Raw genomic sequence first — 24,635 nt, 5'->3', positions numbered from 1 at the left:
TACGGGTAAAATCTACGTGGTCGGTTGCCATCATGTCTGGAATGGGTGGGAAGCTATCGTCGGTGCCGCTAGGCAATAACTATGCCGCTCGCCCGTAAAATCGTCCTGCACACGCCGATTTCTGACGAAGCGCTACTCGACCCCTTCGTGGAGCAATGCCTTCGCGATGAAGTTTCTCTAATGGCCGTTGTGGGGCCTGATTGCTCCCGGATCGAGGACGTTATCGATGAGATTGTCGTTGGCGACGGCAGCGATCCAACGCGATTTCTCTGCACCACCTCCCATCCCGACGAACCGATCGAAGACGTGATGAACATGGCGATCACTTGGGAATATGGCCAAGGGGATCCCGTAGAAGAAGTGTGGCTGTAGCGAAGCCTTCGACTGGGCTGAAGCAGGCGCCCCACCTTACCGCCCATGGGAGCCCGACCCTTCCCACCCCACAATAAAAGGGCCCCGACGGAAACCCGTCGGAGCCCTTTTGCAAAGTCAGCCGGGTGAAAGGCTTACTTGGACTTGTCGGCCGTCTTGGCGACGGTGTTGCCCGCCGAGCTGACGTCCTTGCCCATGCCTTCCACGGTGTTGCAGGCGCTGACGAGCAGTGCACCGGCGACGATGGCCAGACCCATGATCTTACGCATTCTCTGTCTCCTCGATGAGTTTCGTCGCGGATCAAATGCGTCACGCCTGCAATCGTTCCGCGTCTGTCACGGAAGACGCATCGTCTGGGTTGAGAGAAAAGGAATGCCCCGAAAACGATTAAGGCCTGGAAGCGTCACCGGGGGGGGGGAGGGTGGACGCTTCCAGGCCTATGGCTTGGATAGCGAGAGCGGGGGGGCATAAGTTCGCTATCCGAAGAGCAGAACACACTGCCGAGGCAGGGGTTCCCACCTTTTTGACGACCGCCGATCTTTTTCGAAAGACTCAGTCGCGCCCGACGATGGGGATGGCGATCTCATAGGCGCCGACCAGTGGGTCATGATGCAGGGGCGCGCGAAGCTGTCGTGCCAGTCCCTCCATGACCCGGCCGTAACGCTTGCCGATCAGGTGGCGCAGTTCGTCCGTCTCGACCAGCGCGCGGGTGACGACGCGGACGACCGCGCGGCCTTCCTGCTCGGCGGGCTTGATCGCGACACGGATCTGCGCGGCGGGATCGCAGTTCATCGCCAGCTCGATCGTCTCGGTGACTAGGAAGGCGACGGCGACCGCCACGTCCTGGTTGACCAGCAGCGGCGCGACGTCGAGGGAGATGCCGATCCCGGCGGCGTTTTCCGGTGCGGTGGCGCGGATATTGGCGGCGAGTTCGCCGATCATCGTGCGCAGGTTGAGGCCGCGATTCTCTTCCAGCTCGGCGAAATGGTGGCGATGGACCACCGCCAGCGCATCGACCCGCCGCTGGATCGAGGAGTAAGCGGCCATCGCTTCCGGTCCCGTCGCGCCGCGCGCATGGAAGTTGATCAGGCTGGAAATGACCTGCAGGTTGTTCTTGACCCGGTGATGGACCTCGCGGGTCAGCTTGGTCTGGCGCACCAGTCCCTCGGCCAGGCCCGCTTCGTGCGTGGCGACCGTCTGGGTGATCGCCTCGAACGTGTCGGCCAGATCGCGGATTTCCTGGGCCGGCGCGGCCTCCACTGCCGAAATGTCTAGGACTTCACCCGGCTGATAGGTCGCGACGATGGCACGCAACCGACGCAGCGGCCGGATCAGCAGTCGGTCGACGATGAACCAGCCGAGCACCACTGCGGCCAGCCACATCAGCAGTGGCAGCGCGAGCGCCACGATCAGCGAGGACGTGATCGGCGCACTCGGCGTGGAGGTGCGCAGGACCAGCCCGGCAATGCCCAGCTCGGTCCGCATCGACTTCATCCGCTCGAGCGCACCCTGGCGGGAAAGCTGCTTGATGGGCAGCAACTCGCCGTCCAGTTCCAGCACCGACTCGATCGGGCTGGTCGGGTTGCTCTGGTCGACCAGCGACTGGAGGAAGGGCAGGGGGAAGAAGGCGCGAGCCTGCGCTCGGCCGTCCTGGCTGGCGACCGAGAGCACCAGTCCCTTGCCGGGCAGGATGTCGGCCCCGATTGGCGAGCCATCGACGGGGGTCGGCAAGGCCGCGGGCAGCGGATCGCCGCACAGGACCTTGCCCGTGCGGTCGGTGATGAGGAAGCGCGCGCCGGTCATCGACTGCTGCGCAAAGACGCCCTGGGCCCGCGCGCAGCTCGGCATGTCGAGCGGATCCTGGCCCATGGCCCGGACGGCGACACGCAGCGCCGTCATGTCGCCCATCAGCTCGGTGGCGATGGCGCGCGCGTCCTCATTGGCGGCGATGCGCAACCGTCCGCTCGCCTCGCTGTCGGCAAGCCTCGTCGTCTGGAGCGTCGCGAAGATCGCGATGGCTGCCAGAATGAACAGAGTACTGCCCAGCACGAGCACGAGCTTCGCCCCCGTCGCGAGACGGGGTGGAGCCGGGCGGAGGCGTTCGGGGGGCTCGATGTCTTGGGGAGGTGTGCTGGCCATTCAGCCGGACGTTCAGTCCAGCTTGCTGAGAAGGTCAAGCATCTCGGCAGGAACCTGCTCGTCCACCGTCTTCTGATACGCCTGGCGAAGGGCCGAGCCCGCATCTTTCTGACCGCCCTTCGGGGGCGTGTCGGACGGCGTGTTCTTCGTCTTGTTGCCCAAACTCAAAATATCCCCCTGCACGACCCACTAGCGGGGCAACCGACGCAATGGCGGCCATGGGCACTGCCGGTTGGCGTCATGCCTGGGCCATAGTTGATGTGGCGATGAAACCAAATTCGATCTTGTTGGTTCCCGATGCGATACGAAAAAACCAAAGGGCGCGTCCATAGGGTGTGTCGGATGGGGATTTCGGGAAACGGCATTGAAAACATGCGCGGGGGTCAGCACATCAGGCGTCCGCGAATACCTCAGGGAGTGATTATTACCCATGTCGCTTGGACAGCAGCTTGCGCCCCATCTTCCCTTCCTGCGGCGCTATGGCCGGGCCCTGACCGGCAGCCAGATGCACGGCGACAAATATGTCCGCGCCACGCTGGAGGCGATCGTCGCGGCCCCGGACCAGTTTCCGCGCGACGTCGATCCGCGCCTTGGCCTGTACCGCATGTTCCAGGGCATCTGGTCGTCGGCCAATTACGATGAGCTGGACAATGACGGCATCGACGCCGACGGCAACGAAGGTCTGGCCCGCGCCCGCCTCGCCCGGATGACCCCGCTGTCGCGCCAGGCGCTGCTGCTGACCGCGATGGAGGGCTTCACGCCCGAGGACGCCGCCTATCTGATCGACGTGGAGCCGAGCGAGGTCGAGAATCTCGTGTCCGAGGCGCTGGCCGAGATCGAGAAGCAGACCCGCGCCCGCGTGCTGATCATCGAGGACGAACCGATCATCGCGATGGATATCGAGACGATCGTGCGCGACCTGGGCCATGAAGTCACCGGCGTCGCCGTCACCCGCGACGAGGCCGTGGCGCTGGCCATGGAGGATCGCCCCGGCCTGGTGCTTGCCGATATCCAGCTGGCCGATGACAGCTCGGGCATCGACGCGGTCAAGGACATCCTGGCCGAGTTCGAGGTTCCGGTGATCTTCATCACCGCTTTCCCCGAGCGCCTGTTGACCGGCGAGCGTCCGGAACCGACCTTCCTGATCACCAAGCCGTTCCAGCGGTCGACCGTGAAGGCCGCGATCAGCCAGGCGCTGTTCTTCGACCAGAGCACCGTCCCGGCCGAATAAGAAAGACCTACAGTTACGGACCCAAAACGGTTGAGAGGCGTTGAGGTGGACATGGCTGATTCCAACGAACCCATTCATGTCGCCAAAGAGGATGCCAGGGCAGGTTCGACTCCGCATGTGACGCGGTACGTCCTGCCCATCTCGCTGGTGCTGGTGATCGCGATCTTCGCCTTTCTGGTGTTGCGCTGACACGAGCCTTGTCGATTAGCCCTTTGGGACGGCTGGCTATTTCAGGGTTGGCCCCTTATGTTTCGAAGCGGTCGCAGGATCGGCCGTTTCCGATGATCGGATTTTCATGACGCAGCCACAGACGCGGGACGAATTCGAGGACGACGCACCCGATGCGCCCATCGAGCACGTCGCGCTCCCCGACTCCGAATTCAAGGCGGAACTGGCGCGCGTCATCCCCCATCTTCGCGCCTTCGGCCGCTCGCTCTCGGGCAGCCGCGATCTGGCCGACGATCTGGTGCAGGAAACGCTGCTCAAGGCATGGGCCGCGCGCAAGCGGTTCCAGGCTGGCACCAACATGCGCGCCTGGACCTTCATCATCCTGCGTAACCTGTATCTGTCGCAGATGCGTCGTGCACGCTTCAAGGGCGAATGGGACGATCTGGTCGCCGATCGCATCCTTGCGGCTCCGGCCAGCCAAGACCGCCACGTCGAACTGGGCGATATGCAGCGTGCGCTGATGCACCTGCCGCAGCCGCAGCGCGAGGCGTTGATTCTGGTCGGCGCGGGCGGATTTGCGTACGAGGAAGCGGCCGAAATCTGCAATGTCGCGGTCGGCACGATCAAGAGCCGCGTGGCGCGTGGGCGAGTCGCGCTGGAGGCAATCCTGACCGAAGGTTCGCTGCCCTCACGTCGCCTGCATGAAACCGACAGCAGCAAGACGGCGCTGGACAGCATCATGGGCGATGTCGACCAGTTGAGCGGCGGGCGGTAAACGCTTTTACTTTCTGGCCTTAATAGATGGCCGTCCCGGTTCTTATTGGGGCGGCCTTTTTATTTCGGTAACGCTCGGCTTGACAGTGATCGCGAGACCTTGTCCGATCCGGTCATGCGCATGCTGTCCCTGATCGTCTCCGCCTTTCTGCTGACAGCGGCCACGCCGCCGGTCCCGGAAGTCCTCAAGCCGTATATCAAAGGCGATCGCTTCGATCCGGGCGATTACAAATGGATGAAGGGGCGCTTTCCGGACGCGACGCCTGAGGAAAAGGCGCAGGACAAGCAGGTCAGCGAATGGCTGATCGCCTGCTATGAAGACGACTTGGCGGCGTTCCGAGTTGAGCTTCGTGCTCTGGGTATTGCCGATCCGAAAATGATCAACACCACCAGTCGCAACCCCCTCTGTTCGCAAGTGGCATCGGCGCCGGACGTGCACCACTGGACGAGCTTTGACGCATTTCAGCACTCGGTCGACAAGGCCGCGCCGATCGCCGACGCCTATTTGATGGCGGTGAAAGTGGCCAAGGCCATGGGCGCAGCCAAGACGCCCAAATTGCATGACATTCTGATCGCCCGTCCCCTCGGCGAGCAGATGCTGCGGGTAGGCGCGGGTTGGGGCGAGGGCGATATGGCGGGCGCGCCTGCTGTTTCCGACGATGTCCAAGCGGTGATCGTATCGCGGCTATTGTTGGCTGCTGCCGTCGAGGATCATGATAACACTCAGTGGCTCAAGGCCTTGGTTGCGAGGCAGGGTTGGCCGAAGCGCTCCGAGATCGGCGAGGATGCCGCCGAACAGGCTTGGCTGCTTGTGCAACATGCGGATGCCGATCCGGCTTTCCAACTCTCATCATTGCGTTTGATGGAGCCGCTCATGGCGAAAGGAGAGGTTTCGAAAGACGATTATGCCTATCTGTATGACCGCGTGATGCTGAAGATCGCGGGCAAGCAGCGTTATGCGACGCAGGCGATGTGTGACAATGGTAGGCGCGTGCCGCAGCCTCTCGAGGATGAAAAGGCCGTCGACCGGCTGCGTGCGGACGTCGGCCTGGCGCCTGTAGCAGTCTATCTGGCCGGAATGGATCAAACCTATGGTCGCTGCCCACCCGGCCAGCCGCGATAGTCCCTCAGGAGCGTGGTGAACGCCGGTCCAGCCGCGCCAATAGTCGCACCCAGTGATCCGGTAACCGCACCGGCCGGGAATAGGCCGAGCGGAGCGCACAGCCGATATCGTCCGTGCGCTGCGGCGCGCGGACGATGCGGATATCGCTGGTCCCGGATTCGGTGCTCATCATGGCAACACAACCGATCTCGGCTTGACAAGTTGCAAATCATCTGATGCGCATTTGTTAACCGGACGGAAACCGTTTCTTTAGACGGCCTCGCCGGGGTAGAAGCGCGCCGATGAGCGACCTGTCCCATTCCGCCCTGCCCGATGCCGTCGCCCGCGCGCGTCGGCATTCGTCCTTCCTGGCGATGCTGCTCGACCGGGAGCCTGAAATCGAGGCGGCGGCGCTGGCGGGAAAACTGCTCTCGCCTCCTGCCGTAGCGGAGGACTTGCCGGTCGGTACCCGGTTGCGTCGTGAGCGGCGTGCGCTGGCGCTGACCGTGGCGCTGGGCGATCTGTCGGGGCTGTATGACCTGACCGACGTGACGCACCGGCTCACCGACTTCGCCGATCGGTCGCTCGACCGGGCGATCCGCGCCGCGATCGAGGAGCGCACGCCGGGTGCGGAGGCGGTGGGCTTCGCCGCCATCGCGTTGGGCAAGCAGGGCAGCCGGGAACTGAACTATTCCTCCGATATCGACCCGATCCTGATCTTCGATCCGCAGACGCTGCCCCGCCGCCCGCGCGAGGAGCCGGAGGATGCGGCGGTGCGCATCGGCAAGCGGGTGGTCGAACTGCTCCAGGCGCGTGACGGCGAAGGCTATGTGCTGCGTGTCGACCTGCGGCTGCGGCCTTCGCCCGAGGCGACGCCGATCGCGATCCCGGTCGAGGGGGCCATCGCCTATTACGAAAGCCAGGCGCTGACCTGGGAACGGGCGGCGTTCATCCGGGCGCGGTTAGCAGCGGGCGACTTGGCGCTGGGGCAGCGTTTCCTTGACGCGATCCGCCCCTTCGTCTGGCGGCGCGCGCTCGATTTCGGTGCGGTCGGCGAAATCCGTGACCTGACCCGGCGGATCCGCGATCACCATGCCCAGGGGCAGGCGATGGGGCCGGGTTATGATCTGAAGCGCGGGCGCGGCGGTATCCGTGAGATCGAGTTCTTCGCGCAGATTCACCAGCTGATCCATGGCGGCCGCGATCCCGCGCTACGGGCGCCCGCCACCCGCGACGCGCTCGCGAGACTGGCCGAGGCCGGGCGGATCGATGCTGGCGAGGCGAAGGCACTGACCGATGCCTATGTCCTGCTGCGCACGATCGAGCACCGGGTGCAGATGATCGACGACCGTCAGACGCATCAGCTGCCATTGGGCGAGGGGCTGGGCCGGGTCGCGCAGCTTCACGGATTGGCGGATGGCGATGCGCTGATCGCCATGCTGGCGCCCGTCACCGAACGGGTCGGGCGCTTCTACGACGCGCTCGACGCCGATGAGCGACCCCGCCTGCCGCACGATCCGGTCCTCCTGAACGAACGGCTGGCGGCGGCGGGCTTGCGTGATATCGAGGCGGCGGCGCGGCGGATCGCGGCGTGGCGCGGAGGCGACTATGCTGCGTTGCGCAGCCCGGCGGCACGCGAGGCGCTGGACGCGGTGCTGCCGACCCTGGTCGAGGCACTTTCCGAAGCCCCCGATTCCGATGCCGCGATCCTGAAGCTCGATTCGCTGTTCGAGCGGATGACGAGCGCGATCAACATCTTCCGCCTGCTGGAGGCACGACCGGGTCTGGCCAGCCTGACCGTCGCGATCCTCAGCCATGCCGCACCGCTGGCGGCCGAGCTGGCGCGGCGGCCTGCACTGCTCGACGGACTGATCGACGCCTCCGCTTTCGAGCCGTTGCCTGCGGTGAAGTTCCTCGAACGCGCGATGCGCGGGGGTGAGGCGGGGCAGGACTATCAGGACCGGCTGGACCATGTCCGCCGGGTCGTCGGCGAGTTGCGCTTTGCCCTCGGCGCGCAGATCGTGGCCGGGCGGGCCGATCCGCTGGAGGTGGCGGGCGGCTATGCGCGCGTCGCCGAGGCGGCGGTCGGTGTGCTGGCGCAGGCGACGGTCGACGAATTCGTCGCGGCGCATGGCCGGGTGCCGGACAGCGAGCTGGTGATCCTGGCGCTCGGGCGGATGGGCGGCGCGGCGCTGACCCATGCCTCCGACCTCGATCTCGTCTATCTGTTCACCGGCGATTTCGCGGGCGAGTCCGATGGGGCGAAGCCGCTGGGGGCGACGCTCTATTACAATCGGCTGGCGCAGCGGGTGACGGCGGCGCTGTCGGTGCCGACCCAGGCGGGGCCGCTCTATCCGGTCGATACGCGGTTGCGGCCATCGGGCACGCAGGGGCCGCTGGTGGTCTCGGTCGAGAGTTTCGCGCGTTATCAACGCGAAGACGCTTGGACCTGGGAGCATATGGCCTTGACCCGCGCCCGGCCGATCTTCGGATCGGCGGAAGCACGGGCGGAGGTGTCGGCGATCGTCGCTGATGTGCTGAACGGCAACCGACCCGCCCGCGACGTGGCGACCGAGGCGGGCGAGATGCGCGCCGAGATGGCGCGGCACAAGCCGCCGCAAGGGCCGCTCGACATCAAGCTGCTGCCCGGTGGACTGGTCGACCTGGAGTTCGCGGTGCACCGCGTGCAGCTGGTCCATCAAACCGGGTTCGACCCCGATCTGGGCCGGGCCATCGGTGCGCTGGTGGCGCAGGGGCTGATGCCGCCGTCCATGGCGCAGGCGCATGACGTGTTGACCCGCGCGCTGGTGTCCTTCCGCCTGCTGGTCCCCGATGGGCAGGAGCCGCCCGAGCCGACCCGTCCGCTGATCGCGCGGGCCATGGGCTTGCCCGAATGGGCGACGGTGGTTGCCACGCTGGAGGCGACGCGGCAGGAGGTGGCCCGAGTCTGGCATGGAGATGGTGATGCAGCAGGGTGACGCGATTCCGGCGGTGACGGTCACGACCGCAAACGACGAAACGCTGGCGCTGGGCGATCTGGCGGGGCCGCTGGTCGTCTATTTCTATCCCAAGGACGACACCAGCGGCTGCACGCGCGAGGCGCAGGACTTCAGCGCGCTGGCCGGGAATTTCGCGGGCGCGGGCGTGCGGGTGATCGGCATTTCTAAGGACAGCCCGGCCAAGCATCGCAAATTTGCCGAGAAACACGCGCTGGCGGTCGAACTGGTCAGCGACGAGGACGGCGCGGCGTGCGAGGCGTTCGGCGTCTGGGGTGAGAAGAAGCTGTACGGCAAGACCTATATGGGCATCGAGCGGGCGACCTTCCTGTTCGACCGCGACGGCCGGCTCGCCCAGAGCTGGCGCAAGGTGAAGGTGCCCGGCCATGCCGAGGCCGTGTTGGAGGCGGCGCGCGCGCTTTGACGACGATCGCCCGAGCCTGCGCAGCCGTCCTGCGCGAAAGCGACCCGCTGACCAAGGTGCGGGCCGCGCGGGCGGTGGCGCGCGGCTGGCGTCGGGGGGCGTTGGCGCATGACTTCGACGTCGCCATGCCCGATGCACCGGGGCGGCCCGACCGGCCCGAACTGCTGCCGCCCAACCGGATGCCGAAGCGCGGACGGGGTGGCTCGGAAAAGGGGCGGGTCGCGTTACTCCATGCGCTGGCGCATATCGAGTTCGCGGCGATCGATCTGGCCTTCGACGCGGCGGGACGGTTCGGTGGACAGTTCCCACGCACCTTCGTCGACAACTGGATTTCGGTCGGTGCGGATGAGGCGATGCACTTCGCCGTCCTGCATCGCCGCTTGAGGACGCTGGGGTCCGGTTATGGCGAGTTGCCCGCCCATGCGGGCCTTTGGGAAGCGGCGGAGGAGACCGCGCATGACGCCATGGCGCGGCTGGCCGTCGTGCCGATGGTGCTGGAGGCGAGGGGCCTCGACGTCACGCCGGAGACGGTCGCGCGCTTCCGGGCCGGGGGTGACGAGCCGTCCGCGCGTATCCTAAATCGCATCTATACCGACGAGATTCGCCATGTCGGATTCGGGGCGAAATGGTTCGGATATCTGGCGGCAGGGCATGACATCGAGCCCGCCGAGCATTGGCGAATGCTGGTCCGGCGCCACTTCCGGGGCGTCGTTAAGCCACCGTTCAACGTTTCGGCGCGCGATACAGCCGGTTTGACGCGCGATTTCTATGCGCCTCTTGCGGACGAGGAACCCATAAAGGCACAAGCTGACCGTCTGTAACGCGGTGGGGCTGCGACACAGCATAGGATGAACGAAGCCGGGCTTTTCCGACTACGGGATCGTTCGGCGACAAGGGTTCGGGGTTCGATGAATCAAATTGCACTCTCGGGTAAATCGATTGCATCGCGCGTCCGCTCTGTTTTCCTTGCTACCCTGACGATGGGCCTGTCCGGCCAGATGGCCATGGCCCATTCGGCCCCCGCCGCTGCTCCGGCCGCCAAGGCCACCGCCGCCGTCGGGGGCGAGTTCATTCCAGCCAACAGCGCCGAAGCCTCGGCCGATCTTCGCACCGACCAGCAGTTCCGCACTTTATTCCAGACTTGGAAGAAGATGGACGCCCGCCCGAACGGCGTCATCGCGATCCCCTCGGTCCATCCTGTCGAAAAGCTTCAGTTCACCAGCAATTTCGGCATCCGCTCCGACCCGTTCCGCGGCACCGCCGCGATGCATGCCGGGGTCGACATCCCCGGTCCGGTCGGCACCCCGATCTATGCCACCGCCGACGGCATCGTTGATCATGCGGGCTGGCAGGGCGGCTATGGCAATCTGGTCGAGGTCAATCATGGCAAGGGCATCGCGACCCGCTATGGCCATCTGTCGAAGATACTGGTCGCCGACGGCGCCCGCGTGACGCGCGGCCAGCTGATCGCGCTGATGGGCTCGACCGGCCGTTCGACCGGCCCGCACCTCCATTATGAGGTCCGCATGGACGGTCATGCCGTCAACCCGATCCCCTTCCTGACCACCGGCGACTATCTGACCGCGTCGCAGGATCATGCGATCCACCAAATCCCCGTTTCGACCGACGGCCCCGCCGCACAGGACTGAGTTTCGATCCTCCCCGGTACGGGGAGGGGGACCGCTCGCAGAGCGGTGGAGGGGGATCGCGGTTAGAGGCGTCCTATGAGGAAGCCCCCCTCCGTCAAACCTTCGGTCTGCCACCTCCCCGTGCCGGGGAGGATTTAGTGGGATTGCCCCGTTCGCCCCTCGCGCCTATCTCATCCCCATGGCCACCAGCATTTCCGAAATCGCGCTGACCCCGGCCGCCGCGGCCCGTGTCGCGACGATCGCCAAGCGGCAGAACAAGCCCGCCATCCTGCGTCTGTCGGTTGAAGGCGGCGGCTGTTCGGGCTTCCAGTACAAGTTCGGCCTGGCCGATGCGCCTGCCGAGGATGACTCGGTGGCACAGACCGATGGCGTCACGCTGGTCGTCGACAGCATCAGCCTGGACTTGGTTCGCGGCGCGCAGGTCGATTATGTCGAATCGCTCGGCGGCGCGGCGTTTCAGGTAAAGAATCCTAATGCGGCCTCGGGCTGTGGCTGCGGCACCAGCTTCTCGGTCTGACGTGAAGATCACCACCTACAACGTCAACGGGATCAAAGCCCGTCTGCCCCGCCTGCTCGAATATCTGGCCGAGGCGGAGGCGGATATCGTCTGTCTTCAGGAACTGAAGGCCAGCGACGAGACCTTTCCGATCAAGGACATCGAGGCCGCCGGTTATGGCGCGGTCTGGCATGGGCAGAAGAGCTGGAACGGCGTCGCCGTCCTTGCACGCGCCACCCAGCCGGTCGAGCGGCAGCGCGGGCTGGCGGGCGAGGGTGAGGACGAACATAGCCGCTATCTCGAATGCGAGGTCAACGGCCTGGTCGTCGCCTCGCTATACCTGCCCAACGGCAATCCGCAGCCGGGTCCAAAATTCGATTACAAGCTGCGCTGGATGGAGCGCTTGGCGACCCGCGCCCGCGCGTTGCTGGCCGAGGAAGTGCCCGCCGTGCTGGCGGGGGATTACAACGTCATCCCCCATGACGACGACACCTTCTCGGTCCCCGCCATGGCGAGCGATGCGCTGATGCAGCCGGAGAGCCGCCAGGCCTATCGCCGGTTGCTGGCGCAAGGATGGACGGACTCGCTGCGCACGCGCGCGCCCAAGGGTGGGGTGTGGACCTTCTGGGACTATCAGGCCGGGTCGTGGCAGCGCGATGCGGGCTTCCGCATCGACCATCTGCTGCTCAGCCCGCAGGCCGCCGACCGGCTGGTCGATGCGGGCGTCGACAAGAGCTATCGCGGGCGCGAAAAGGCGAGCGACCATGCCCCGACCTGGGTGAAGTTGCGGGACCTGTAATTCCTCCCCGGTACGGGAATGGGAACCGCCGCATAGGCTATCCTGTGTGGAAGCCCCCCTCCGTCAGGCCTTCGGCCTGCCACCTCCCCGTGCCGGGGAGGATTTATCTCCAATCCGAGTACGCCCATGCGCCGTGCCGCCACTCTATTGATCGTGACATTGGCCCTGGCCGCCTGCGACCAGCGCAGCAACGTGGACGCACGCCTTGCCGATGCCGACGCGCAGGAGCGCTCACGCCAGGAGAAGGCCGCGAAGGATATGGTCGCGCAGACCGAGGATCAGGTGCGAGTCAAAATGCTGGAACAGCGCATTGCCGCGCTGGAGGCGCAGGTGGCGGCGATGCAGGGGGATCGTAAGCTGCTGGATGCGCAATTGGTCGAGCAGCGGCTGAACCAGATCGAGGCGGGTCGTGTGGGGGCGGACAATCCGGCTCCGACTCCGACGCCTACACCCTCGGCGATTGGGTCAAAGGATCGCGGGCCGTCTCCGGCCCAAAAACCGGTCCAGCCACCGCCCGCGCGCAAGCCGCTGGTCCTGGACCTGCGGTAACCGGCGGCGCGAGCGGGGACGGGTGTGCCCCGGCATGGCGGCCGGGGCGGAAGAAGGCTTACTTCTTCAGGTGCGCCGAGATGAACTTGTTCATCTCGAACATGGTGCACTTATCCTTGCCGAACACCTTCTTCAGCTTGTCGTCGGCCAGGATTTCCCGCTTGTTCTCGGGGTTCTGCAGGTTGTTGGCCTTGATATAGTCCCACACCTTGCTGATGACCTGGCTGCGCGGCAGCTTCTCGTTGCCGACGATCGCGCCCAGTTCCTCGGACGGCTGGACCGGGGCGTGGATGCCGGTGCCCGTGGTTGCGGTGGCCATGATGTTCCTTCCTATAATCCTTCAGCGTCCCAGCCCTGTGGCGGGACGCGCGTGAATCACGCTTTCTTCAGCGCGTCCGCCTTGTGCGCTGCCTTTCCGCCATTGTCACTCTCTACTATGTATTGCGGCTCGTCCTTCGACGCACGGACGGTGTGGCCCTTGATCTCGGTGTCGCTGGTCTGCTTCTTGACGACCTTGCCCTCGGCGGTGCCGCCATGGCTGTTCCATTCGACATGATCGCCTTTTTTGAACTCGGTCATCGTCGCTCTCCTGAGGTTGTGATCGGCATCAATCGCTCGGGGCTTTCGTTGGTTGCACCGGCGCGCGCCGCGGGGCATCAGGAAGCCCGAAGCCCAAGGAGACAGGAACCCATGAAGACCCGCGCCGCCGTCGCCTTTGAAGCCAAGAAGCCGCTCGAAATCGTCGAACTCGATCTGGAAGGCCCCAAGGCGGGCGAGGTCCTGGTCGAGATCATGGCGACCGGCATCTGCCACACAGACGCCTATACGCTCGACGGGTTCGACAGCGAGGGCATCTTTCCCAGCGTGCTGGGCCATGAAGGCTGTGGCGTCGTGCGCGAGGTCGGCGCGGGCGTGACGTCCGTGGTGCCCGGCGACCATGTGATCCCGCTCTATACCCCCGAATGCCGCCAGTGTAAGTCGTGCCTGTCGGGCAAGACCAACCTGTGCACCGCGATCCGCGCGACGCAAGGCAAGGGTCTGATGCCCGACGGCACGACCCGGTTCAGCTACAAGGGTCAGCCGATCTTCCATTATATGGGCTGCTCGACCTTCTCCAACTTCACCGTCCTGCCGGAGATCGCGGTGGCGAAGATCCGCGAGGACGCGCCGTTCGACACCAGCTGCTATATCGGCTGCGGCGTGACGACGGGTGTGGGTGCGGTGGTCAACACGGCTAAGGTCCAGCCGGGCGAGAATATCGTCGTCTTCGGGCTGGGCGGCATCGGCCTGAACGTCATCCAGGGTGCCAAGCTGGCGGGCGCGGGCCGGATCATCGGTGTCGACATCAACCCCGATCGCGAGGAATGGGGCCGCCGTTTCGGCATGACCCATTTCCTCAATTCCAAGGGGCTGAGCCGCGAGGAGACGATCGCCAAGGTGTTGGAACTGACCGATGGCGGCGCGGACTATAGCTTCGACGCGACCGGCAATACCGAGGTGATGCGTACCGCGCTGGAATCCTGCCATCGCGGCTGGGGCACCTCGATCATCATCGGCGTGGCCGAGGCGGGCAAGGAGATCAGCACCCGGCCGTTCCAGCTGGTGACGGGCCGCAACTGGCGCGGCACCGCGTTCGGCGGCGCGCGCGGTCGCACCGACACGCCCAAGATCGTCGACTGGTATATGAACGGCAAGATCGAGATCGACCCGATGATCACCCACCGCCTGACGCTGGAGGAGATCAACAAGGGTTTCGACCTGATGCATGCGGGCGAAAGCATCCGCAGCGTGGTGATCTTCTGATGTTCAGCCATGTCATGCTGGGGGCCGACGACATCGCCGCGGCCAAGCGCTTCTATGACGCGATCCTGGGCGTGCTCGGCGCGCCCGAGGGTATCGTCGATCCGCTCGGACGGCTGGTCTACAGCCATAAGGGCGCGCGTTTCCTGATCTCCAGGCCGATCGATGGCGAGCCCGCGACCTATGCCAATGGCGCGACGCTGGGCTTTGCGATGGAGTCGCCCGAGCAGGCCGATGCCTGGTACGCGGCGGGCATCGCGAACGGCGGCACCGCGATCGAGGACCCGCCCGGCATCCGCAACGTGCCCGTCGGCAAGGTCTATTTGGCGTATCTACGCGATCCGACCGGAAACAAGCTGTGCGCGCGGCATCTGGTGGAGGCGAACTGATGTACACGCATGTCATGGTCGGATCGAACGACCTCTCGCGCTCCAAGGCCTTTTACGACGCGCTGTTCGGCGCGCTGGGCGGCCAGCCGGGCATGCAGATGGGCGAACGCCTGCTCTATCGGCATAACGGTGCGGCCTTCATGGTGACCCGCCCGATCGATGGGGAGGCGGCGACCTTCGCCAATGGCGGGACCATCGGGCTGGGCGCGGCCGATCCGGCGCAGCTCGACGCGGCGCATGCGGCCGGTGTGGCGCATGGCGGCACCGCGATCGAAGCGCCGGTGGGCGAGCGCCAGACGCCGATGGGGCCGGCCTATCTCGGCTATCTGCGCGACCCGGACGGCAACAAGCTGTGTCTGGGCTGCCGCCTGCCCGCCGCATGAGCGACTATATCCTGACGCTGGCGTGTCAGGACCGGGTCGGCATCGTCGCCGCCGTGTCCGGCGCGCTGGCGGGGATCGATGGGTTCATCCTCGACAGCCAGCAATATGCCGATCTGGAGACGGGGCGCTTCTTCCTGCGCATCGTCTTCACCGGGCAGGGCACGCGCTTCCCCGCCTCGGTCGAGGGGGTGCGCGCGGCGCTGGCCGATCCGGCGGCGCGCTTCGGCTTCGACTGGCATGTCGCCCCCGCCGCCGAACGGCCCCGGATGCTGATCGCGGTATCCAAGGGCTCGCACTGCCTGAACGACCTGCTCCATCGCTGGCGGACGAATACGTTGCCGGTCGAGATCGTCGGGGTCGTCTCCAACCATGACAATTTGCGGCCGCTCGTGGAGTGGCATGGCCTGCCCTGGCATCACCTGCCGGTCGACAATGACAACCGCGCGGAGCAGGAAGCTGCAATGCTGGCGCTGATGAAGGAAAGCCGCGCCGATTATCTGGTCCTCGCCCGCTACATGCAGGTTTTGGGCGAGCGGCTGGTCGCGGCCTTGCCGGGGCGGTGCATCAATATTCATCACAGCTTCCTGCCCGGCTTCAAGGGCGCGCAACCCTATCACCGCGCCCATGCGCGCGGGGTGAAGCTGATCGGTGCGACCGCTCATTTCGTGACGGCGGACCTGGACGAAGGGCCTATCATCGAACAGGCGGTCGAGCGCGTCGATCACCGCGCCAGCGTCGACGACCTGATCCGCATCGGCCGCGATATCGAGGCGCAGGTACTGGCCCGCGCCGTCGCCTGGGTGGGCGAGCGGCGGGTTTTCCTCAATGACAACCGGACGGTGGTGTTCCGATGACGATCGAGACGATATCGACCTCCAAGGCGCATGGCGGCGTGCAGGGCGTCTATGCGCACCAGAGCAGCGCGACCGGCACCCGCATGACATTCTCGGTCTTCGTGCCCGAGCATGAGGAGGGGGAAAAGCTCCCTATCCTCTGGTATCTGTCGGGCCTGACCTGCACCCATGCCAATGTCACCGACAAGGGTGAGTTCCGGGCCGCTTGCGCCGAGCATCGGGTGATCTTCATCGCGCCCGACACCTCGCCGCGTGGGGAAGGCGTGGCCAATGACGACGCCTATGACATGGGGCAGGGGGCCGGTTTCTATGTCGATGCGACACAGGAACCCTGGGCCCCGCACTTCCGGATGCGGACCTATATCGAGCAGGAGCTGCCCGCGCTGATCGCCGAGCATTTCCCGGTCGCCGACAGGGACGCGCAGGCGATCACCGGCCACTCGATGGGCGGCCACGGTGCGCTGACCATCGGTCTGCGCAACCCGGACCGCTTCCGCAGCGTGTCGGCCTTCGCCCCCATCGTCGCGCCGTCCCGGGTGCCCTGGGGTGAGAAGGCGCTGGGCGGCTATCTGGGGCAGGACCGCGCCGCCTGGCGACAGGCGGATGCCGTTGCCTTGATCGAGGACGGCGCGCGATTGCCCGACCTGTTGGTCGATCAGGGCGATGCCGACCAGTTTCTGGCCGAGCAGTTGCGTCCCGAGTTGCTGGCCGAGGCGTGTGACAAGGCGGGGATCGCCCTGACGCTGCGGATGCAGCCGGGGTACGACCACAGCTATCACTTCATCTCCACCTTCATGGCCGACCATGTCGCCTGGGCGGCGGAGCGACTGCGCAGGTAAGGCCGGCCCGCTGGGTCAACTATCCCTCGCCACGTCAAAAGGAGGCGTGAACAGATGTTGGGCTTGATACTGCTGTCGCTGATCCAGGCGCAACCGGCGCCGGTGCCGGAAGAGCCTGGGCTTACCCAGGACGAGATCGTCGTCATGGGCGAGCGGATCAAGCGTTTGAAATTGGAGACCCGGCGGGATCGCAAAACAAAGGCGATGATGTGCCGCATCACTAGGCCCAGCGGGGAAGCCGAACTGGACCGCCTGGCCTGTGCCGCCGCCCTGCCGTGCAGCGAATCCGCCCACACCATGGCCGAGTTTCGAGCCTGCTTTTTCCCCCGCATTTCGGCGGACGCAAAGGCATGGTTCATCGCGCGGCGGGCAGCCCGGCAGGGCGGTGCCGTACCTAGGCCCTAGACGATCCGTCATTTCGCAACGGCGTCCGCTGAACAGAACATCGTGACATGGGTTAAGGCGATAGGCCTTTTGCACCCTCGCAATCGATACGCTATCGCACCGGCTTTGACGTAAAGGACAGAATATGAGCTGCGCGCATGGCGATCCGGAGGACGGTGATCTGATCGGTCAGGACGGCAAGATCGCCGTGCCCGATCATGTCGCCGACGCCATCCGCACGTTGATCGCCTGGGCGGGTGACGATCCCACGCGAGAGGGATTGATCGACACGCCCAAGCGCGTCGCGCGGGCATGGCGGGAATATTGCGCGGGCTATGGCGACGATCCCGCTGTGCACCTGTCGCGCGTGTTCGAGGAGGTCGGCGGCTATGACGAGATCGTGCTGCTGAAGGACATCCCCTTCCAGTCGCATTGCGAGCATCACATGGCGCCGATCATCGGCCGCGCGCACATCGCCTATCTGCCGCGCAATCATGTCGTTGGTATCTCGAAGCTGGCGCGTGTGCTGCATGGTTTTGCCCGCCGGTTGCAGGTGCAGGAGCGGCTGACCGCCGAGGTCGCCGACTGCATCTGGGAGAATCTGAAGCCGCTGGGCGTCGCGGTGGTGATTGAGGCGACGCATGGCTGCATGACCTCGCGCGGGGTGCGTACGCCGGGTGTGTCGATGGTGACGAGCCGGATGATGGGCGTGTTCCGCGACGACAATCGCAGCCGCAAGGAAGTGCTGTCGCTCATGGGCATGGCCGGATGATCGGGCGCACCGTGTTGGTGACCGGCGCGGCCAGGCGGCTGGGCGCGAGCATCGCCCGGCGGCTGGCGGCGGACGGGCACCGGCCGGTAATCCATTACAACGGCTCGGCCGAAGATGCGACGGCGCTGGCGCAGGAACTGGATGCGCCGATGGTGCAGGGCGACCTGTCGCGGATCGACACGATCGATGCCCTGTTCGCCCGTGCGCGCGAAGCGGCGGGCGGGCCGGTCGACGGGCTGGTCAACAGCGCCTCGGCCTTCGAATTCGACCGGCCGCCGGAGACGGAGGCGGCCCTGATGGCGAAGCTATACGCAATCAATGCCGCCGCGCCTGCCTTGCTGGCCTCCGCCCTGGCCCGGCAGGATGACGTGACGGATGGCGCGGTGGTCGATATTCTCGACCAGAAGCTCGCCAACCCCAATCCCGACTTCTTTGCCTATAGCTGTGCCAAATTCGCGTTGGCGGGCGCAAGCACGATGCTGGCCCAGGCGCTCGGGCCGCGCATCGCGGTCAATGCGGTGGCCCCCGGGCTGACCCTGCAAAGCGGCGACCAGACCGATGCCGAATTCGCCCAGGCCGCGACGAAGAACCTGCTCGGTCGACCGATCGGCGCGGAGGCGGTGGCGGAGGCGGTGTCTTTCCTGCTGACCGCACGGGGGCTTCGCGGCCAGACCCTGTATGTCGATTGCGGCCAGCGTTTCTGCCGCCGCGACGGCGATGTGATGTTCGAGGGGCGGGCATGACGGCGACCTATCGGATCCTGCTCGACGAGATGACGGTGGCGATGCATCTGGGCATCTACCCGCATGAGGTCGCGCCCCAGCCGGTCCGCCTGTCGGTCGCGATGACCGTTACCTACCCCGCCGCGCCCAGCGCCGATCGGATCGAGGAGGTGCTGGACTATGACTTCCTGCGCGAAGGCATATTGGCGATGGCGCGCGGCCCCGGTTTCGCGTTGCAGGAAAGCCTGTGCGAAGCGGTGGCGGCTTTATGTCTCGCCGACCCGCGCGTGACGGCGGTGACGGTGCGGTCGACCAAGACCGATATCTATCCCGATGCCCGGATCGGTTGCGAGATCGAGCGGAGCCGCTGACGCCCGGCGGCTTGTCACGATAATATCACGCAGCTGTCATCAATCTGTTGCGAAAGGGGCGGGAGCCGTCCTAAGTCGCCGCCGAAAAAGGGCGGATGAGCATGGCGATCAAGACGATACCCCAGCGGGCCGGTACCGGGATCGCCGCCGCGATGATGCTGGCCATCTGTCCGATACCCGCCGCGGCCCAGACCGTGCAGGAATTGCAGCGCCAGATCGATGAACTGAAGGCGCAGATCAAGGCGCTGACCGACGCGCAGAAAGGCGCGACGGCGGCGGTTCCCATGGCCCCTGTCGCCGCATCCGCTCCGCCGGTCGTGGCAGCGGCGCCGGTCATCTCCTCGCCCGCTCCGACTCCCGCGCCGCAGCGGGTGGCGAGCGCGCCCAAGCCGGTATCGTCGCGGACGCCTTGGTATGAGCGTCTGCGACTGCGCGGCTATACGCAGCTTCGCTACAACGCCCTGCTCGACAGCGAGGACGCGCCGGGGATCAACGGCTCGCGCCTGCGCTCGGTCCACGATGCCTCGATCAACGACGATGGCGGCTTCCTGCTTCGCCGTGTCCGGCTGGTGCTGCAAGGCGATATCACCGACCGGCTGCAACTCTATTTCCAGCATGACTTCGGCGCGGCGGTGAACAACCAGTCGAGCACCGAACGGCGCGAGAATTTCGGCCAGCTGCGCGATGTCTATGCCGACTGGTTCCTCGACCCCGAGCGTCGCCTGCGCCTTCGCTTTGGCCAGTCCAAGGTGCCGTTCGGCTGGGAAAATCTGCAATCCTCGTCCAACCGCCTGCCGCTCGATCGCTCGGATGCGATCAACAGCGGCGTGCCCGGCGAGCGCGATGTCGGCGTCAACGTCTATTATACGCCCGCACCCGTCCAGGCGATCTGGGACCGGCTGACCAAGAACAAGCAGAAGCTGTTCGGCAATTACGGCGCTTTCGGCCTGGCCGTCTATAACGGGCAGGGGACCAACCGGACCGAGCGGACCGACAATTTGATGAAGGTCGCGATGGCGACATGGCCGTTTGCCCTCGACGGGCTGGGGCCGCTGTTCCGGGATCAGGTGCTGGAGGTCGGTGGCTCGGCGATGTTTAACCGGTTCCGGCCGGAGCTGCGCAGCGGCGGGGTCAGTTCGGTCGACTATCGCGACGATCGCGTCGCTGTCCATGCCATCCTCTATCCGCAGCCCTTCGGTATCCAGACCGAATGGACGACGGGCTGGGGGCCGCAATATGACAGCGCATCGGCGACGATCCGTTCCAGCCGTCTCGGCGGCGGCTATGTCCAGCTGATGGCGAATATCGGCAAGACGCCGGTCGGTCGCGCCATCCCCTATGTCCGGTGGCAGCATTATCGCGGCGGGTGGAAGGCCAATGTCGACGCCCCCCGGCTGGAAACCGACGAATGGGAAGTCGGCACCGAAATCCAACTGGTCGAGGCACTGGAACTGACCATCGCCTACGCCCGGATGGAACGGCGCGAAGCGGACTCGCGGCGGACCGGCCGCGCAACGGGCGACCTGATCCGGACCCAACTGCAATTCACCTATTGAGCCTGATCGATATTATATGCGCCTTCCTTCCCCCCTCCTGAAGGGAGGGGCTTACGCTGATTCCATGTGACGTCATCCCGCTCTGGGGGAGGGGGCAGCAGGGATGTCGATCCGCCCGACGCGTCAACCGCCGCCCTTGGTGGTGAAGTCGATCCGGATACGGACCCATTCGCCGATCATTTCCTTGCCGTTGACGCGCGGTGCACGGACGCGGAACTGCCATGCGGCTTCACGCATCGAGCGGGCCAGTCCCGAGCCGACGGGCGACTCGCCCAGAATCTGGCAATTCTCCACGCGGTAGCCGGGGATGGTGCGGCAGGCGATCAGCGCCCAGCCACCCGGCGGCGGCGGGCTGCGCAGATAGCCGTTCAATTCCGCATCGCTCGGACGGCGCGGGAACCACTCGGCATTGTAGAGCCGCCGACCGCCCGGCCCTTCGCCGGGGCCATAGGCCGACGCGCTGTCCTCGCCCCGGTCGTCGCCGTTGCTCGACCCGACGCCCTTGCCCTCGCCCTTGGGCAGCGCGCCGATGTCACCGGCCGCGAACAGCGACTTGTCGCCCCATTGCCATGGCGTCGGGGTGGAGGTGTCGACGGGCTTTTCGGTCGGGGGCTTGGGCGTATCGGGCTGCTTCTCCGTGACCGGTGCCTTCGAGCCGCCTGCTGCGGCGGGCTTGCGCGTCGCGGTGCGCGTCTTGGGCACCGGCGCGCCCGATTGCTGATCGTCCGGCGATACGGAGAAGGTATTGAGGGCTGTGGATTTCTCCGGGTCGATCAGCTTGGGCGCCAGATGAAACAACAGCCAGGCGAGCAGCAGATGCGCCAGCACGGTCAGCGTGATCGACGCTCCACGCTCGCGCAGTTTTTCGCGATAGCGTTCGGGAATGAACGCCCAGCGCGATGACGGGGGGGCGGCCGCGCTCATGATGGAGATGCCCCTCCGTCAGACCTTCGGATGGTCACCGACCCTTGCACGGGAGGATAAGACAACGCTCCGATGGCCCGCATGGCGCGTCGTCTTAGCCGAGAAGGGTAGGGCGCATCAGGCCCGGTTGGCGGCGGAAAGCACCGCCCGGACGCTGGCGGTGGCGATGTCGGTGTCGAGGCCGACGCCGAACACGACCCGACCATCGGGGGTCCGCGCCTCGACATAGGCGGCGGCCTGCGCGTCCGCACCGTGCCCGATGGCATGCTCGTTATAATCGATGACTTCCAGGTTCGGGCCGGTCGTGTCCGCGAGCGCGGCGATGACGCTGGAGATCAGGCCGTTGCCGCGCCCCGAGATCGAGCGTTCGTCGCCGTCCACCAGCACGCGGCCGATAAAGGTCCGCTGGCCGGTCGAGCCGGTTTCTTCATAGTCGCGCAGCACGAACCGATCGCCCTCGCGCGGCAGATAGGTCGCCTCGAACCCGCCCCAGATATCGGCGGCGTTCAGTTCGCGGCTGGTGGCGTCGGCCATCGCCTGGACATGGCGGCTGAAATCGGCCTGGAGCCGCTTGGGCAGCTTCAGCCCCTTGTCCTGCTCGATCACCCAGGCGACGCCGCCCTTGCCCGACTGCGAATTGACGCGGATGACCGCTTCGTAGCTGCGACCCAGATCGGCGGGATCGATGGGCAGATAGGGGACTTCCCACAGATCGTCGTTGCGCGCGCCTTGCGCCGCAAAGCCCTTCTTGATCGCGTCCTGATGGCTGCCCGAAAAGGCCGTAAAGACCAGATCGCCCGCATAGGGCGTGCGCGGATGGACGGGCAGGTTGGTGCAGTAATTGACCGTGTTCACCACCTCGTCGATGTCCGACAGGTCGAGCTTGGGGTCGACGCCTTGCGTGTACATGTTCAGCGCGACGGTCACGAGATCGCAGTTCCCGGTCCGTTCGCCATTGCCGAGCAGGCAACCCTCGACCCGGTCCGCGCCCGCCATCACGCCCAGCTCGGCGGCGGCGACACCGGTGCCCCGGTCATTATGGGTGTGGAGCGAGATGACCACCGAATCGCGGTTCGGGATATTGCGGCCGAACCATTCGATCTGATCGGCATAGACGTTGGGCGTCGCGCATTCGACCGTGGCGGGCAGGTTCAGGATCAGCGGATGGTCGGGCGTCGGCTTCAGCACGTCCATGACGGCGGCGCAGACCTCGACCGAAAAATCCAGTTCGGCGGTCGAGAAGGTTTCGGGACTGTACTCGAAGAACCAGTCGGTGTTCGGACGCTTGGCCGCCTCGTCGCGCAGAATCTTGGCGCCCTCGACCGCGATCCGGCGGACCTCGTCACGGGTCATGCCGAAGACGATCTTGCGCCAGGCCGGGCTGACCGCGTTGTAGAGATGGACGATCGCGGTGCGTGCGCCCTCCAGGCTCTCGAAGCTGCGCTCGATCAGGTCGCGGCGCGACTGGGTGAGGACCTGGATCGTCACGTCCTCGGGAATACGGTCGTCGCGGATCAGGCCGGAGATGAAGTCGAACTCGGTCGCGCCCGCGCTGGGGAAGCCGACCTCGATCTCCTTGAGGCCGACCTTGACCAGCAGGTCGAACATCCGCGTCTTCTTCTCGGCGTCCATCGGATCGATCAGCGCCTGGTTGCCGTCGCGAAGATCGGTCGACAGCCAGCGCGGGGCCTTGGTGATCGTGCGGTTCGGCCATTGCCGGTCGGGCAAGGCGATGATCGGGAAGGGGCGGTATTTGGTCGAGGGATCGCGCAACATGATCGGGTCTTCCAGCATTCTCGGCCGCGTCAGGCCAGGGCGCGGCGGGGACAGGCTTATCGTTTCATTCCGCCCTTAGGGAAGTCGCGCATGGCCACGCCGATCCTCCCCTAAGGGCGGATAAGTCGAAGCGAACGGAGCAGCAGCGCGGCGATCATGATGCAGCGGTTCATGCCGCGTCGGGGCGGCCTTGTCCATATCGAGAATGATGACGTCCGCCTGACACCACGAACGAAAAAGGCGGGGCCGAAGATCGACCCCGCCTTTCGCGGATGGGAGATGAGAGGGAAAATTACTGCGCGGTGAAGGCCGCGTTGATCGTCAGGTCGACGTCGTCACCGACGACCGGGACATAGGCGCCGACGCCGAAGTCCGAACGCTTGATCTTGGCGGTGGCGCGGAAGCCGATGTTCAGCTTCTTCGACATCGGGTTGGTGCCCGCGCCGAAGAAGGTCGCGTTCAGCGTGACCGGCTTGGTCTGATCCTTGATGGTCAGGTTGCCGGTGATGACGGCCTTGTTGCCCATGACCTTGACGCCCGTCGAGACGAAGCGCGCGGTCGGATACGTCGCGGCGTCGAAGAAGTCCTTCGACTTTAGATGGTTCGCGAAAGGCGCGGCGGTGACCGAGAGATCGTCGATCTTGAAGGTCACGTCGACCTTGGCGTTCTGCGGCTTGGCCGGGTCAAGGGTCAGCGTGCCTTCCGACGCGCCGAACTGCCCCTCGAGCATCGAGAAGCCCATATGGTTCAGCGACCAGGTGACCTGGGTGTGCGCGGGATCGACGGCATAGGTGCCCGCGACCACGCGCGAGGCGACGGCGGCGCCGGGCGTGCCGGTCTGGGCGATGGCGGGCGCGGTGATGGTGGCGAGCGCCAGAGCGGCGGGAAGAACGAAACGCATGGGTGGACTCCCTGTTGAACTGTGGCCTTTTTGGGCCGTGCGGTGAACGCACGTCAAAGGCCAAGGTCGCAACGATGCGTTTCCGGGTTGGATGGGGAGGGTGGTCTCTGCGAGGCCTCTTTCCCTCCCCCATCCCCTCCCGCTTGCGGGAGGGGAGAGGTTCCTCGGCGGGCATATGGCGTCACCGCAAGCAATGGACCTGGTTGGGACGCTGGAGACCCCCGCTTGGCACGCCCCTCCCGCCTGTCTCTTTATACACATCTGA

General features: G+C 65.7%; 31 protein-coding genes. 22 read left to right on the top strand and 9 right to left on the bottom strand.

What is annotated here, in order from left to right:
- Nucleotides 1-81: 81 nt before the first annotated feature.
- Nucleotides 82-372: a hypothetical protein gene (locus NS355_RS06225; protein WP_058744915.1), complete on the top strand. Its 291-nt coding sequence runs from the start codon at nucleotides 82-84 to the stop codon at nucleotides 370-372.
- Between the two features lie 134 nt (nucleotides 373-506).
- Here NS355_RS06225 and NS355_RS06220 read toward each other — a convergent pair whose 3' ends face one another.
- The 3 genes from NS355_RS06220 to NS355_RS18935 form a co-directional block, all read right to left on the bottom strand.
- Entirely contained in the window at nucleotides 507-641 is a 135-nt protein-coding gene (locus NS355_RS06220; RefSeq protein ID WP_058744914.1) for an entericidin A/B family lipoprotein, read from the bottom strand.
- A 283-nt stretch (nucleotides 642-924) separates the two neighbouring features.
- The gene (locus NS355_RS06215; RefSeq protein WP_345938793.1) at nucleotides 925-2,427 is read right to left on the bottom strand and encodes a sensor histidine kinase; all 1,503 of its coding nucleotides are present in this window, start codon (nucleotides 2,425-2,427) and stop codon (nucleotides 925-927) included.
- Between the two features lie 96 nt (nucleotides 2,428-2,523).
- A complete protein-coding gene (locus tag NS355_RS18935; RefSeq protein WP_240456621.1) occupies nucleotides 2,524-2,679 on the bottom strand; it encodes a NepR family anti-sigma factor in 156 nt (51 codons plus the stop codon).
- Between the two features lie 262 nt (nucleotides 2,680-2,941).
- On the opposite strand from NS355_RS18935, the gene NS355_RS06210 reads away from it, so the two are divergent.
- From NS355_RS06210 to NS355_RS06195, 4 genes are all read left to right on the top strand, one after another.
- Nucleotides 2,942-3,742 (top strand): response regulator, encoded by an 801-nt coding sequence (locus tag NS355_RS06210; protein ID WP_042489968.1) that lies wholly within the window; start codon nucleotides 2,942-2,944, stop codon nucleotides 3,740-3,742.
- Between the two features lie 51 nt (nucleotides 3,743-3,793).
- The gene (locus NS355_RS18930) at nucleotides 3,794-3,931 is read left to right on the top strand and encodes a hypothetical protein (RefSeq protein WP_167345411.1); all 138 of its coding nucleotides are present in this window, start codon (nucleotides 3,794-3,796) and stop codon (nucleotides 3,929-3,931) included.
- Between the two features lie 106 nt (nucleotides 3,932-4,037).
- Entirely contained in the window at nucleotides 4,038-4,685 is a 648-nt protein-coding gene (locus NS355_RS06200) for a sigma-70 family RNA polymerase sigma factor (RefSeq protein ID WP_058744911.1), read from the top strand.
- A 120-nt stretch (nucleotides 4,686-4,805) separates the two neighbouring features.
- Nucleotides 4,806-5,807 (top strand): DUF6624 domain-containing protein, encoded by a 1,002-nt coding sequence (locus NS355_RS06195; protein WP_153008085.1) that lies wholly within the window; start codon nucleotides 4,806-4,808, stop codon nucleotides 5,805-5,807.
- A gap of 4 nt (nucleotides 5,808-5,811) precedes the next feature.
- Here the strand turns inward: NS355_RS06195 and NS355_RS18925 are convergent, their stop codons facing one another.
- The gene (locus tag NS355_RS18925; RefSeq protein ID WP_167345412.1) at nucleotides 5,812-5,976 is read right to left on the bottom strand and encodes a hypothetical protein; all 165 of its coding nucleotides are present in this window, start codon (nucleotides 5,974-5,976) and stop codon (nucleotides 5,812-5,814) included.
- A gap of 112 nt (nucleotides 5,977-6,088) precedes the next feature.
- Between NS355_RS18925 and NS355_RS06190 the strand changes: the two genes are divergently transcribed.
- The 7 genes from NS355_RS06190 (at nucleotide 6,089) to NS355_RS06160 (ending at nucleotide 12,699) form a co-directional block, all read left to right on the top strand.
- Entirely contained in the window at nucleotides 6,089-8,764 is a 2,676-nt protein-coding gene (locus tag NS355_RS06190; protein ID WP_058744909.1) for a bifunctional [glutamine synthetase] adenylyltransferase/[glutamine synthetase]-adenylyl-L-tyrosine phosphorylase, read from the top strand.
- Complete coding sequence (locus tag NS355_RS06185) at nucleotides 8,751-9,206, top strand: peroxiredoxin (protein ID WP_058744944.1); 456 nt, start codon at nucleotides 8,751-8,753, stop codon at nucleotides 9,204-9,206. Before NS355_RS06190 ends, NS355_RS06185 begins: the two co-directional genes overlap by 14 nt.
- Nucleotides 9,203-10,027: a ferritin-like domain-containing protein gene (locus NS355_RS06180; RefSeq protein ID WP_058744908.1), complete on the top strand. Its 825-nt coding sequence runs from the start codon at nucleotides 9,203-9,205 to the stop codon at nucleotides 10,025-10,027. The genes NS355_RS06185 and NS355_RS06180 overlap by 4 nt, the downstream gene beginning before the upstream one ends.
- 177 nt (nucleotides 10,028-10,204) lie before the next feature.
- The gene (locus NS355_RS06175) at nucleotides 10,205-10,855 is read left to right on the top strand and encodes a M23 family metallopeptidase (RefSeq protein ID WP_430726999.1); all 651 of its coding nucleotides are present in this window, start codon (nucleotides 10,205-10,207) and stop codon (nucleotides 10,853-10,855) included.
- 178 nt (nucleotides 10,856-11,033) lie between these two features.
- Complete coding sequence (gene erpA / locus NS355_RS06170; protein ID WP_058744906.1) at nucleotides 11,034-11,372, top strand: iron-sulfur cluster insertion protein ErpA; 339 nt, start codon at nucleotides 11,034-11,036, stop codon at nucleotides 11,370-11,372.
- Between the two features lies 1 nt (nucleotide 11,373).
- On the top strand, nucleotides 11,374-12,150 hold the full coding sequence (xth, locus tag NS355_RS06165) for an exodeoxyribonuclease III (RefSeq protein WP_058744905.1): 777 nt from the start codon (nucleotides 11,374-11,376) through the stop codon (nucleotides 12,148-12,150).
- A gap of 126 nt (nucleotides 12,151-12,276) precedes the next feature.
- The gene (locus NS355_RS06160; protein WP_153008084.1) at nucleotides 12,277-12,699 is read left to right on the top strand and encodes a hypothetical protein; all 423 of its coding nucleotides are present in this window, start codon (nucleotides 12,277-12,279) and stop codon (nucleotides 12,697-12,699) included.
- A 58-nt stretch (nucleotides 12,700-12,757) separates the two neighbouring features.
- Here NS355_RS06160 and NS355_RS06155 read toward each other — a convergent pair whose 3' ends face one another.
- Both NS355_RS06155 and NS355_RS06150 read right to left on the bottom strand, forming a co-directional pair.
- Nucleotides 12,758-13,018, bottom strand: a complete 261-nt coding sequence (locus NS355_RS06155; RefSeq protein WP_007405135.1) for an SWIB/MDM2 domain-containing protein — start codon at nucleotides 13,016-13,018, stop codon at nucleotides 12,758-12,760.
- A gap of 56 nt (nucleotides 13,019-13,074) precedes the next feature.
- Nucleotides 13,075-13,278 (bottom strand): DUF2945 domain-containing protein, encoded by a 204-nt coding sequence (locus NS355_RS06150; protein ID WP_058744903.1) that lies wholly within the window; start codon nucleotides 13,276-13,278, stop codon nucleotides 13,075-13,077.
- A gap of 111 nt (nucleotides 13,279-13,389) precedes the next feature.
- On the opposite strand from NS355_RS06150, the gene NS355_RS06145 reads away from it, so the two are divergent.
- The 10 genes from NS355_RS06145 (at nucleotide 13,390) to NS355_RS06100 (ending at nucleotide 20,769) form a co-directional block, all read left to right on the top strand.
- A complete protein-coding gene (locus tag NS355_RS06145; RefSeq protein ID WP_058744902.1) occupies nucleotides 13,390-14,502 on the top strand; it encodes an S-(hydroxymethyl)glutathione dehydrogenase/class III alcohol dehydrogenase in 1,113 nt (370 codons plus the stop codon).
- Nucleotides 14,502-14,888, top strand: a complete 387-nt coding sequence (locus tag NS355_RS06140) for a VOC family protein (RefSeq protein ID WP_058744901.1) — start codon at nucleotides 14,502-14,504, stop codon at nucleotides 14,886-14,888. Before NS355_RS06145 ends, NS355_RS06140 begins: the two co-directional genes overlap by 1 nt.
- Nucleotides 14,888-15,271, top strand: a complete 384-nt coding sequence (locus NS355_RS06135) for a VOC family protein (RefSeq protein ID WP_058744900.1) — start codon at nucleotides 14,888-14,890, stop codon at nucleotides 15,269-15,271. The genes NS355_RS06140 and NS355_RS06135 overlap by 1 nt, the downstream gene beginning before the upstream one ends.
- Nucleotides 15,268-16,125 carry a formyltetrahydrofolate deformylase gene (purU, locus tag NS355_RS06130; protein ID WP_058744943.1) on the top strand — a complete coding sequence of 286 codons (858 nt, stop codon included), beginning with the start codon at nucleotides 15,268-15,270 and terminating at the stop codon, nucleotides 16,123-16,125. Before NS355_RS06135 ends, purU begins: the two co-directional genes overlap by 4 nt.
- Entirely contained in the window at nucleotides 16,122-16,964 is an 843-nt protein-coding gene (gene fghA / locus NS355_RS06125; protein WP_058744899.1) for an S-formylglutathione hydrolase, read from the top strand. The genes purU and fghA overlap by 4 nt, the downstream gene beginning before the upstream one ends.
- 54 nt (nucleotides 16,965-17,018) lie before the next feature.
- Nucleotides 17,019-17,369: a hypothetical protein gene (locus NS355_RS06120; protein WP_058744898.1), complete on the top strand. Its 351-nt coding sequence runs from the start codon at nucleotides 17,019-17,021 to the stop codon at nucleotides 17,367-17,369.
- A gap of 124 nt (nucleotides 17,370-17,493) precedes the next feature.
- On the top strand, nucleotides 17,494-18,120 hold the full coding sequence (gene folE, locus NS355_RS06115; RefSeq protein ID WP_058744897.1) for a GTP cyclohydrolase I FolE: 627 nt from the start codon (nucleotides 17,494-17,496) through the stop codon (nucleotides 18,118-18,120).
- Nucleotides 18,117-18,863: an SDR family oxidoreductase gene (locus NS355_RS06110; protein WP_058744896.1), complete on the top strand. Its 747-nt coding sequence runs from the start codon at nucleotides 18,117-18,119 to the stop codon at nucleotides 18,861-18,863. Before folE ends, NS355_RS06110 begins: the two co-directional genes overlap by 4 nt.
- Complete coding sequence (locus tag NS355_RS06105; RefSeq protein WP_058744895.1) at nucleotides 18,860-19,213, top strand: dihydroneopterin aldolase; 354 nt, start codon at nucleotides 18,860-18,862, stop codon at nucleotides 19,211-19,213. Before NS355_RS06110 ends, NS355_RS06105 begins: the two co-directional genes overlap by 4 nt.
- Before the next feature lie 101 nt (nucleotides 19,214-19,314).
- Nucleotides 19,315-20,769, top strand: a complete 1,455-nt coding sequence (locus tag NS355_RS06100; protein ID WP_430726998.1) for a porin — start codon at nucleotides 19,315-19,317, stop codon at nucleotides 20,767-20,769.
- Nucleotides 20,770-20,892: 123 nt separating this feature from the next.
- Here the strand turns inward: NS355_RS06100 and NS355_RS06095 are convergent, their stop codons facing one another.
- The 3 genes from NS355_RS06095 to NS355_RS06085 all read right to left on the bottom strand — a co-directional run bounded on the left by NS355_RS06095 (nucleotide 20,893) and on the right by NS355_RS06085 (nucleotide 24,370).
- Nucleotides 20,893-21,693 (bottom strand): hypothetical protein, encoded by an 801-nt coding sequence (locus NS355_RS06095; RefSeq protein ID WP_084787592.1) that lies wholly within the window; start codon nucleotides 21,691-21,693, stop codon nucleotides 20,893-20,895.
- Between the two features lie 117 nt (nucleotides 21,694-21,810).
- Nucleotides 21,811-23,469 (bottom strand): 2-isopropylmalate synthase, encoded by a 1,659-nt coding sequence (gene leuA, locus NS355_RS06090; protein WP_058744941.1) that lies wholly within the window; start codon nucleotides 23,467-23,469, stop codon nucleotides 21,811-21,813.
- 292 nt (nucleotides 23,470-23,761) lie between these two features.
- On the bottom strand, nucleotides 23,762-24,370 hold the full coding sequence (locus NS355_RS06085; RefSeq protein ID WP_058744893.1) for a YceI family protein: 609 nt from the start codon (nucleotides 24,368-24,370) through the stop codon (nucleotides 23,762-23,764).
- Nucleotides 24,371-24,635: the final 265 nt, after the last annotated feature.

It is taken from the genome of Sphingomonas yabuuchiae, assembly GCF_001477495.1.
Lineage (GTDB): Bacteria > Pseudomonadota > Alphaproteobacteria > Sphingomonadales > Sphingomonadaceae > Sphingomonas > Sphingomonas yabuuchiae_A.
The sequence above is the reverse complement of the archived record's forward strand: the minus strand, read 5'-3'. Positions and strand labels throughout refer to the sequence as shown.

Coding starts and splice junctions, on each gene's coding strand:
- NS355_RS06225 (WP_058744915.1), top strand. CDS start 82: ATGCCGCTCGCCCGTAAAATCGTCCTGCACACGCCGATTTCTGACGAA.
- NS355_RS06220 (WP_058744914.1), bottom strand. CDS start 641: ATGCGTAAGATCATGGGTCTGGCCATCGTCGCCGGTGCACTGCTCGTC.
- NS355_RS06210 (WP_042489968.1), top strand. CDS start 2,942: ATGTCGCTTGGACAGCAGCTTGCGCCCCATCTTCCCTTCCTGCGGCGC.
- NS355_RS18930 (WP_167345411.1), top strand. CDS start 3,794: ATGGCTGATTCCAACGAACCCATTCATGTCGCCAAAGAGGATGCCAGG.
- NS355_RS06200 (WP_058744911.1), top strand. CDS start 4,038: ATGACGCAGCCACAGACGCGGGACGAATTCGAGGACGACGCACCCGAT.
- NS355_RS06195 (WP_153008085.1), top strand. CDS start 4,806: ATGCTGTCCCTGATCGTCTCCGCCTTTCTGCTGACAGCGGCCACGCCG.
- NS355_RS18925 (WP_167345412.1), bottom strand. CDS start 5,976: ATGAGCACCGAATCCGGGACCAGCGATATCCGCATCGTCCGCGCGCCG.
- NS355_RS06190 (WP_058744909.1), top strand. CDS start 6,089: ATGAGCGACCTGTCCCATTCCGCCCTGCCCGATGCCGTCGCCCGCGCG.
- NS355_RS06185 (WP_058744944.1), top strand. CDS start 8,751: ATGCAGCAGGGTGACGCGATTCCGGCGGTGACGGTCACGACCGCAAAC.
- NS355_RS06175 (WP_430726999.1), top strand. CDS start 10,205: ATGGCCATGGCCCATTCGGCCCCCGCCGCTGCTCCGGCCGCCAAGGCC.
- erpA (WP_058744906.1), top strand. CDS start 11,034: ATGGCCACCAGCATTTCCGAAATCGCGCTGACCCCGGCCGCCGCGGCC.
- NS355_RS06160 (WP_153008084.1), top strand. CDS start 12,277: ATGCGCCGTGCCGCCACTCTATTGATCGTGACATTGGCCCTGGCCGCC.
- NS355_RS06155 (WP_007405135.1), bottom strand. CDS start 13,018: ATGGCCACCGCAACCACGGGCACCGGCATCCACGCCCCGGTCCAGCCG.
- NS355_RS06150 (WP_058744903.1), bottom strand. CDS start 13,278: ATGACCGAGTTCAAAAAAGGCGATCATGTCGAATGGAACAGCCATGGC.
- NS355_RS06145 (WP_058744902.1), top strand. CDS start 13,390: ATGAAGACCCGCGCCGCCGTCGCCTTTGAAGCCAAGAAGCCGCTCGAA.
- NS355_RS06140 (WP_058744901.1), top strand. CDS start 14,502: ATGTTCAGCCATGTCATGCTGGGGGCCGACGACATCGCCGCGGCCAAG.
- NS355_RS06135 (WP_058744900.1), top strand. CDS start 14,888: ATGTACACGCATGTCATGGTCGGATCGAACGACCTCTCGCGCTCCAAG.
- purU (WP_058744943.1), top strand. CDS start 15,268: ATGAGCGACTATATCCTGACGCTGGCGTGTCAGGACCGGGTCGGCATC.
- fghA (WP_058744899.1), top strand. CDS start 16,122: ATGACGATCGAGACGATATCGACCTCCAAGGCGCATGGCGGCGTGCAG.
- NS355_RS06120 (WP_058744898.1), top strand. CDS start 17,019: ATGTTGGGCTTGATACTGCTGTCGCTGATCCAGGCGCAACCGGCGCCG.
- folE (WP_058744897.1), top strand. CDS start 17,494: ATGAGCTGCGCGCATGGCGATCCGGAGGACGGTGATCTGATCGGTCAG.
- NS355_RS06110 (WP_058744896.1), top strand. CDS start 18,117: ATGATCGGGCGCACCGTGTTGGTGACCGGCGCGGCCAGGCGGCTGGGC.
- NS355_RS06105 (WP_058744895.1), top strand. CDS start 18,860: ATGACGGCGACCTATCGGATCCTGCTCGACGAGATGACGGTGGCGATG.
- NS355_RS06100 (WP_430726998.1), top strand. CDS start 19,315: ATGGCGATCAAGACGATACCCCAGCGGGCCGGTACCGGGATCGCCGCC.
- NS355_RS06095 (WP_084787592.1), bottom strand. CDS start 21,693: ATGAGCGCGGCCGCCCCCCCGTCATCGCGCTGGGCGTTCATTCCCGAA.
- leuA (WP_058744941.1), bottom strand. CDS start 23,469: ATGTTGCGCGATCCCTCGACCAAATACCGCCCCTTCCCGATCATCGCC.
- NS355_RS06085 (WP_058744893.1), bottom strand. CDS start 24,370: ATGCGTTTCGTTCTTCCCGCCGCTCTGGCGCTCGCCACCATCACCGCG.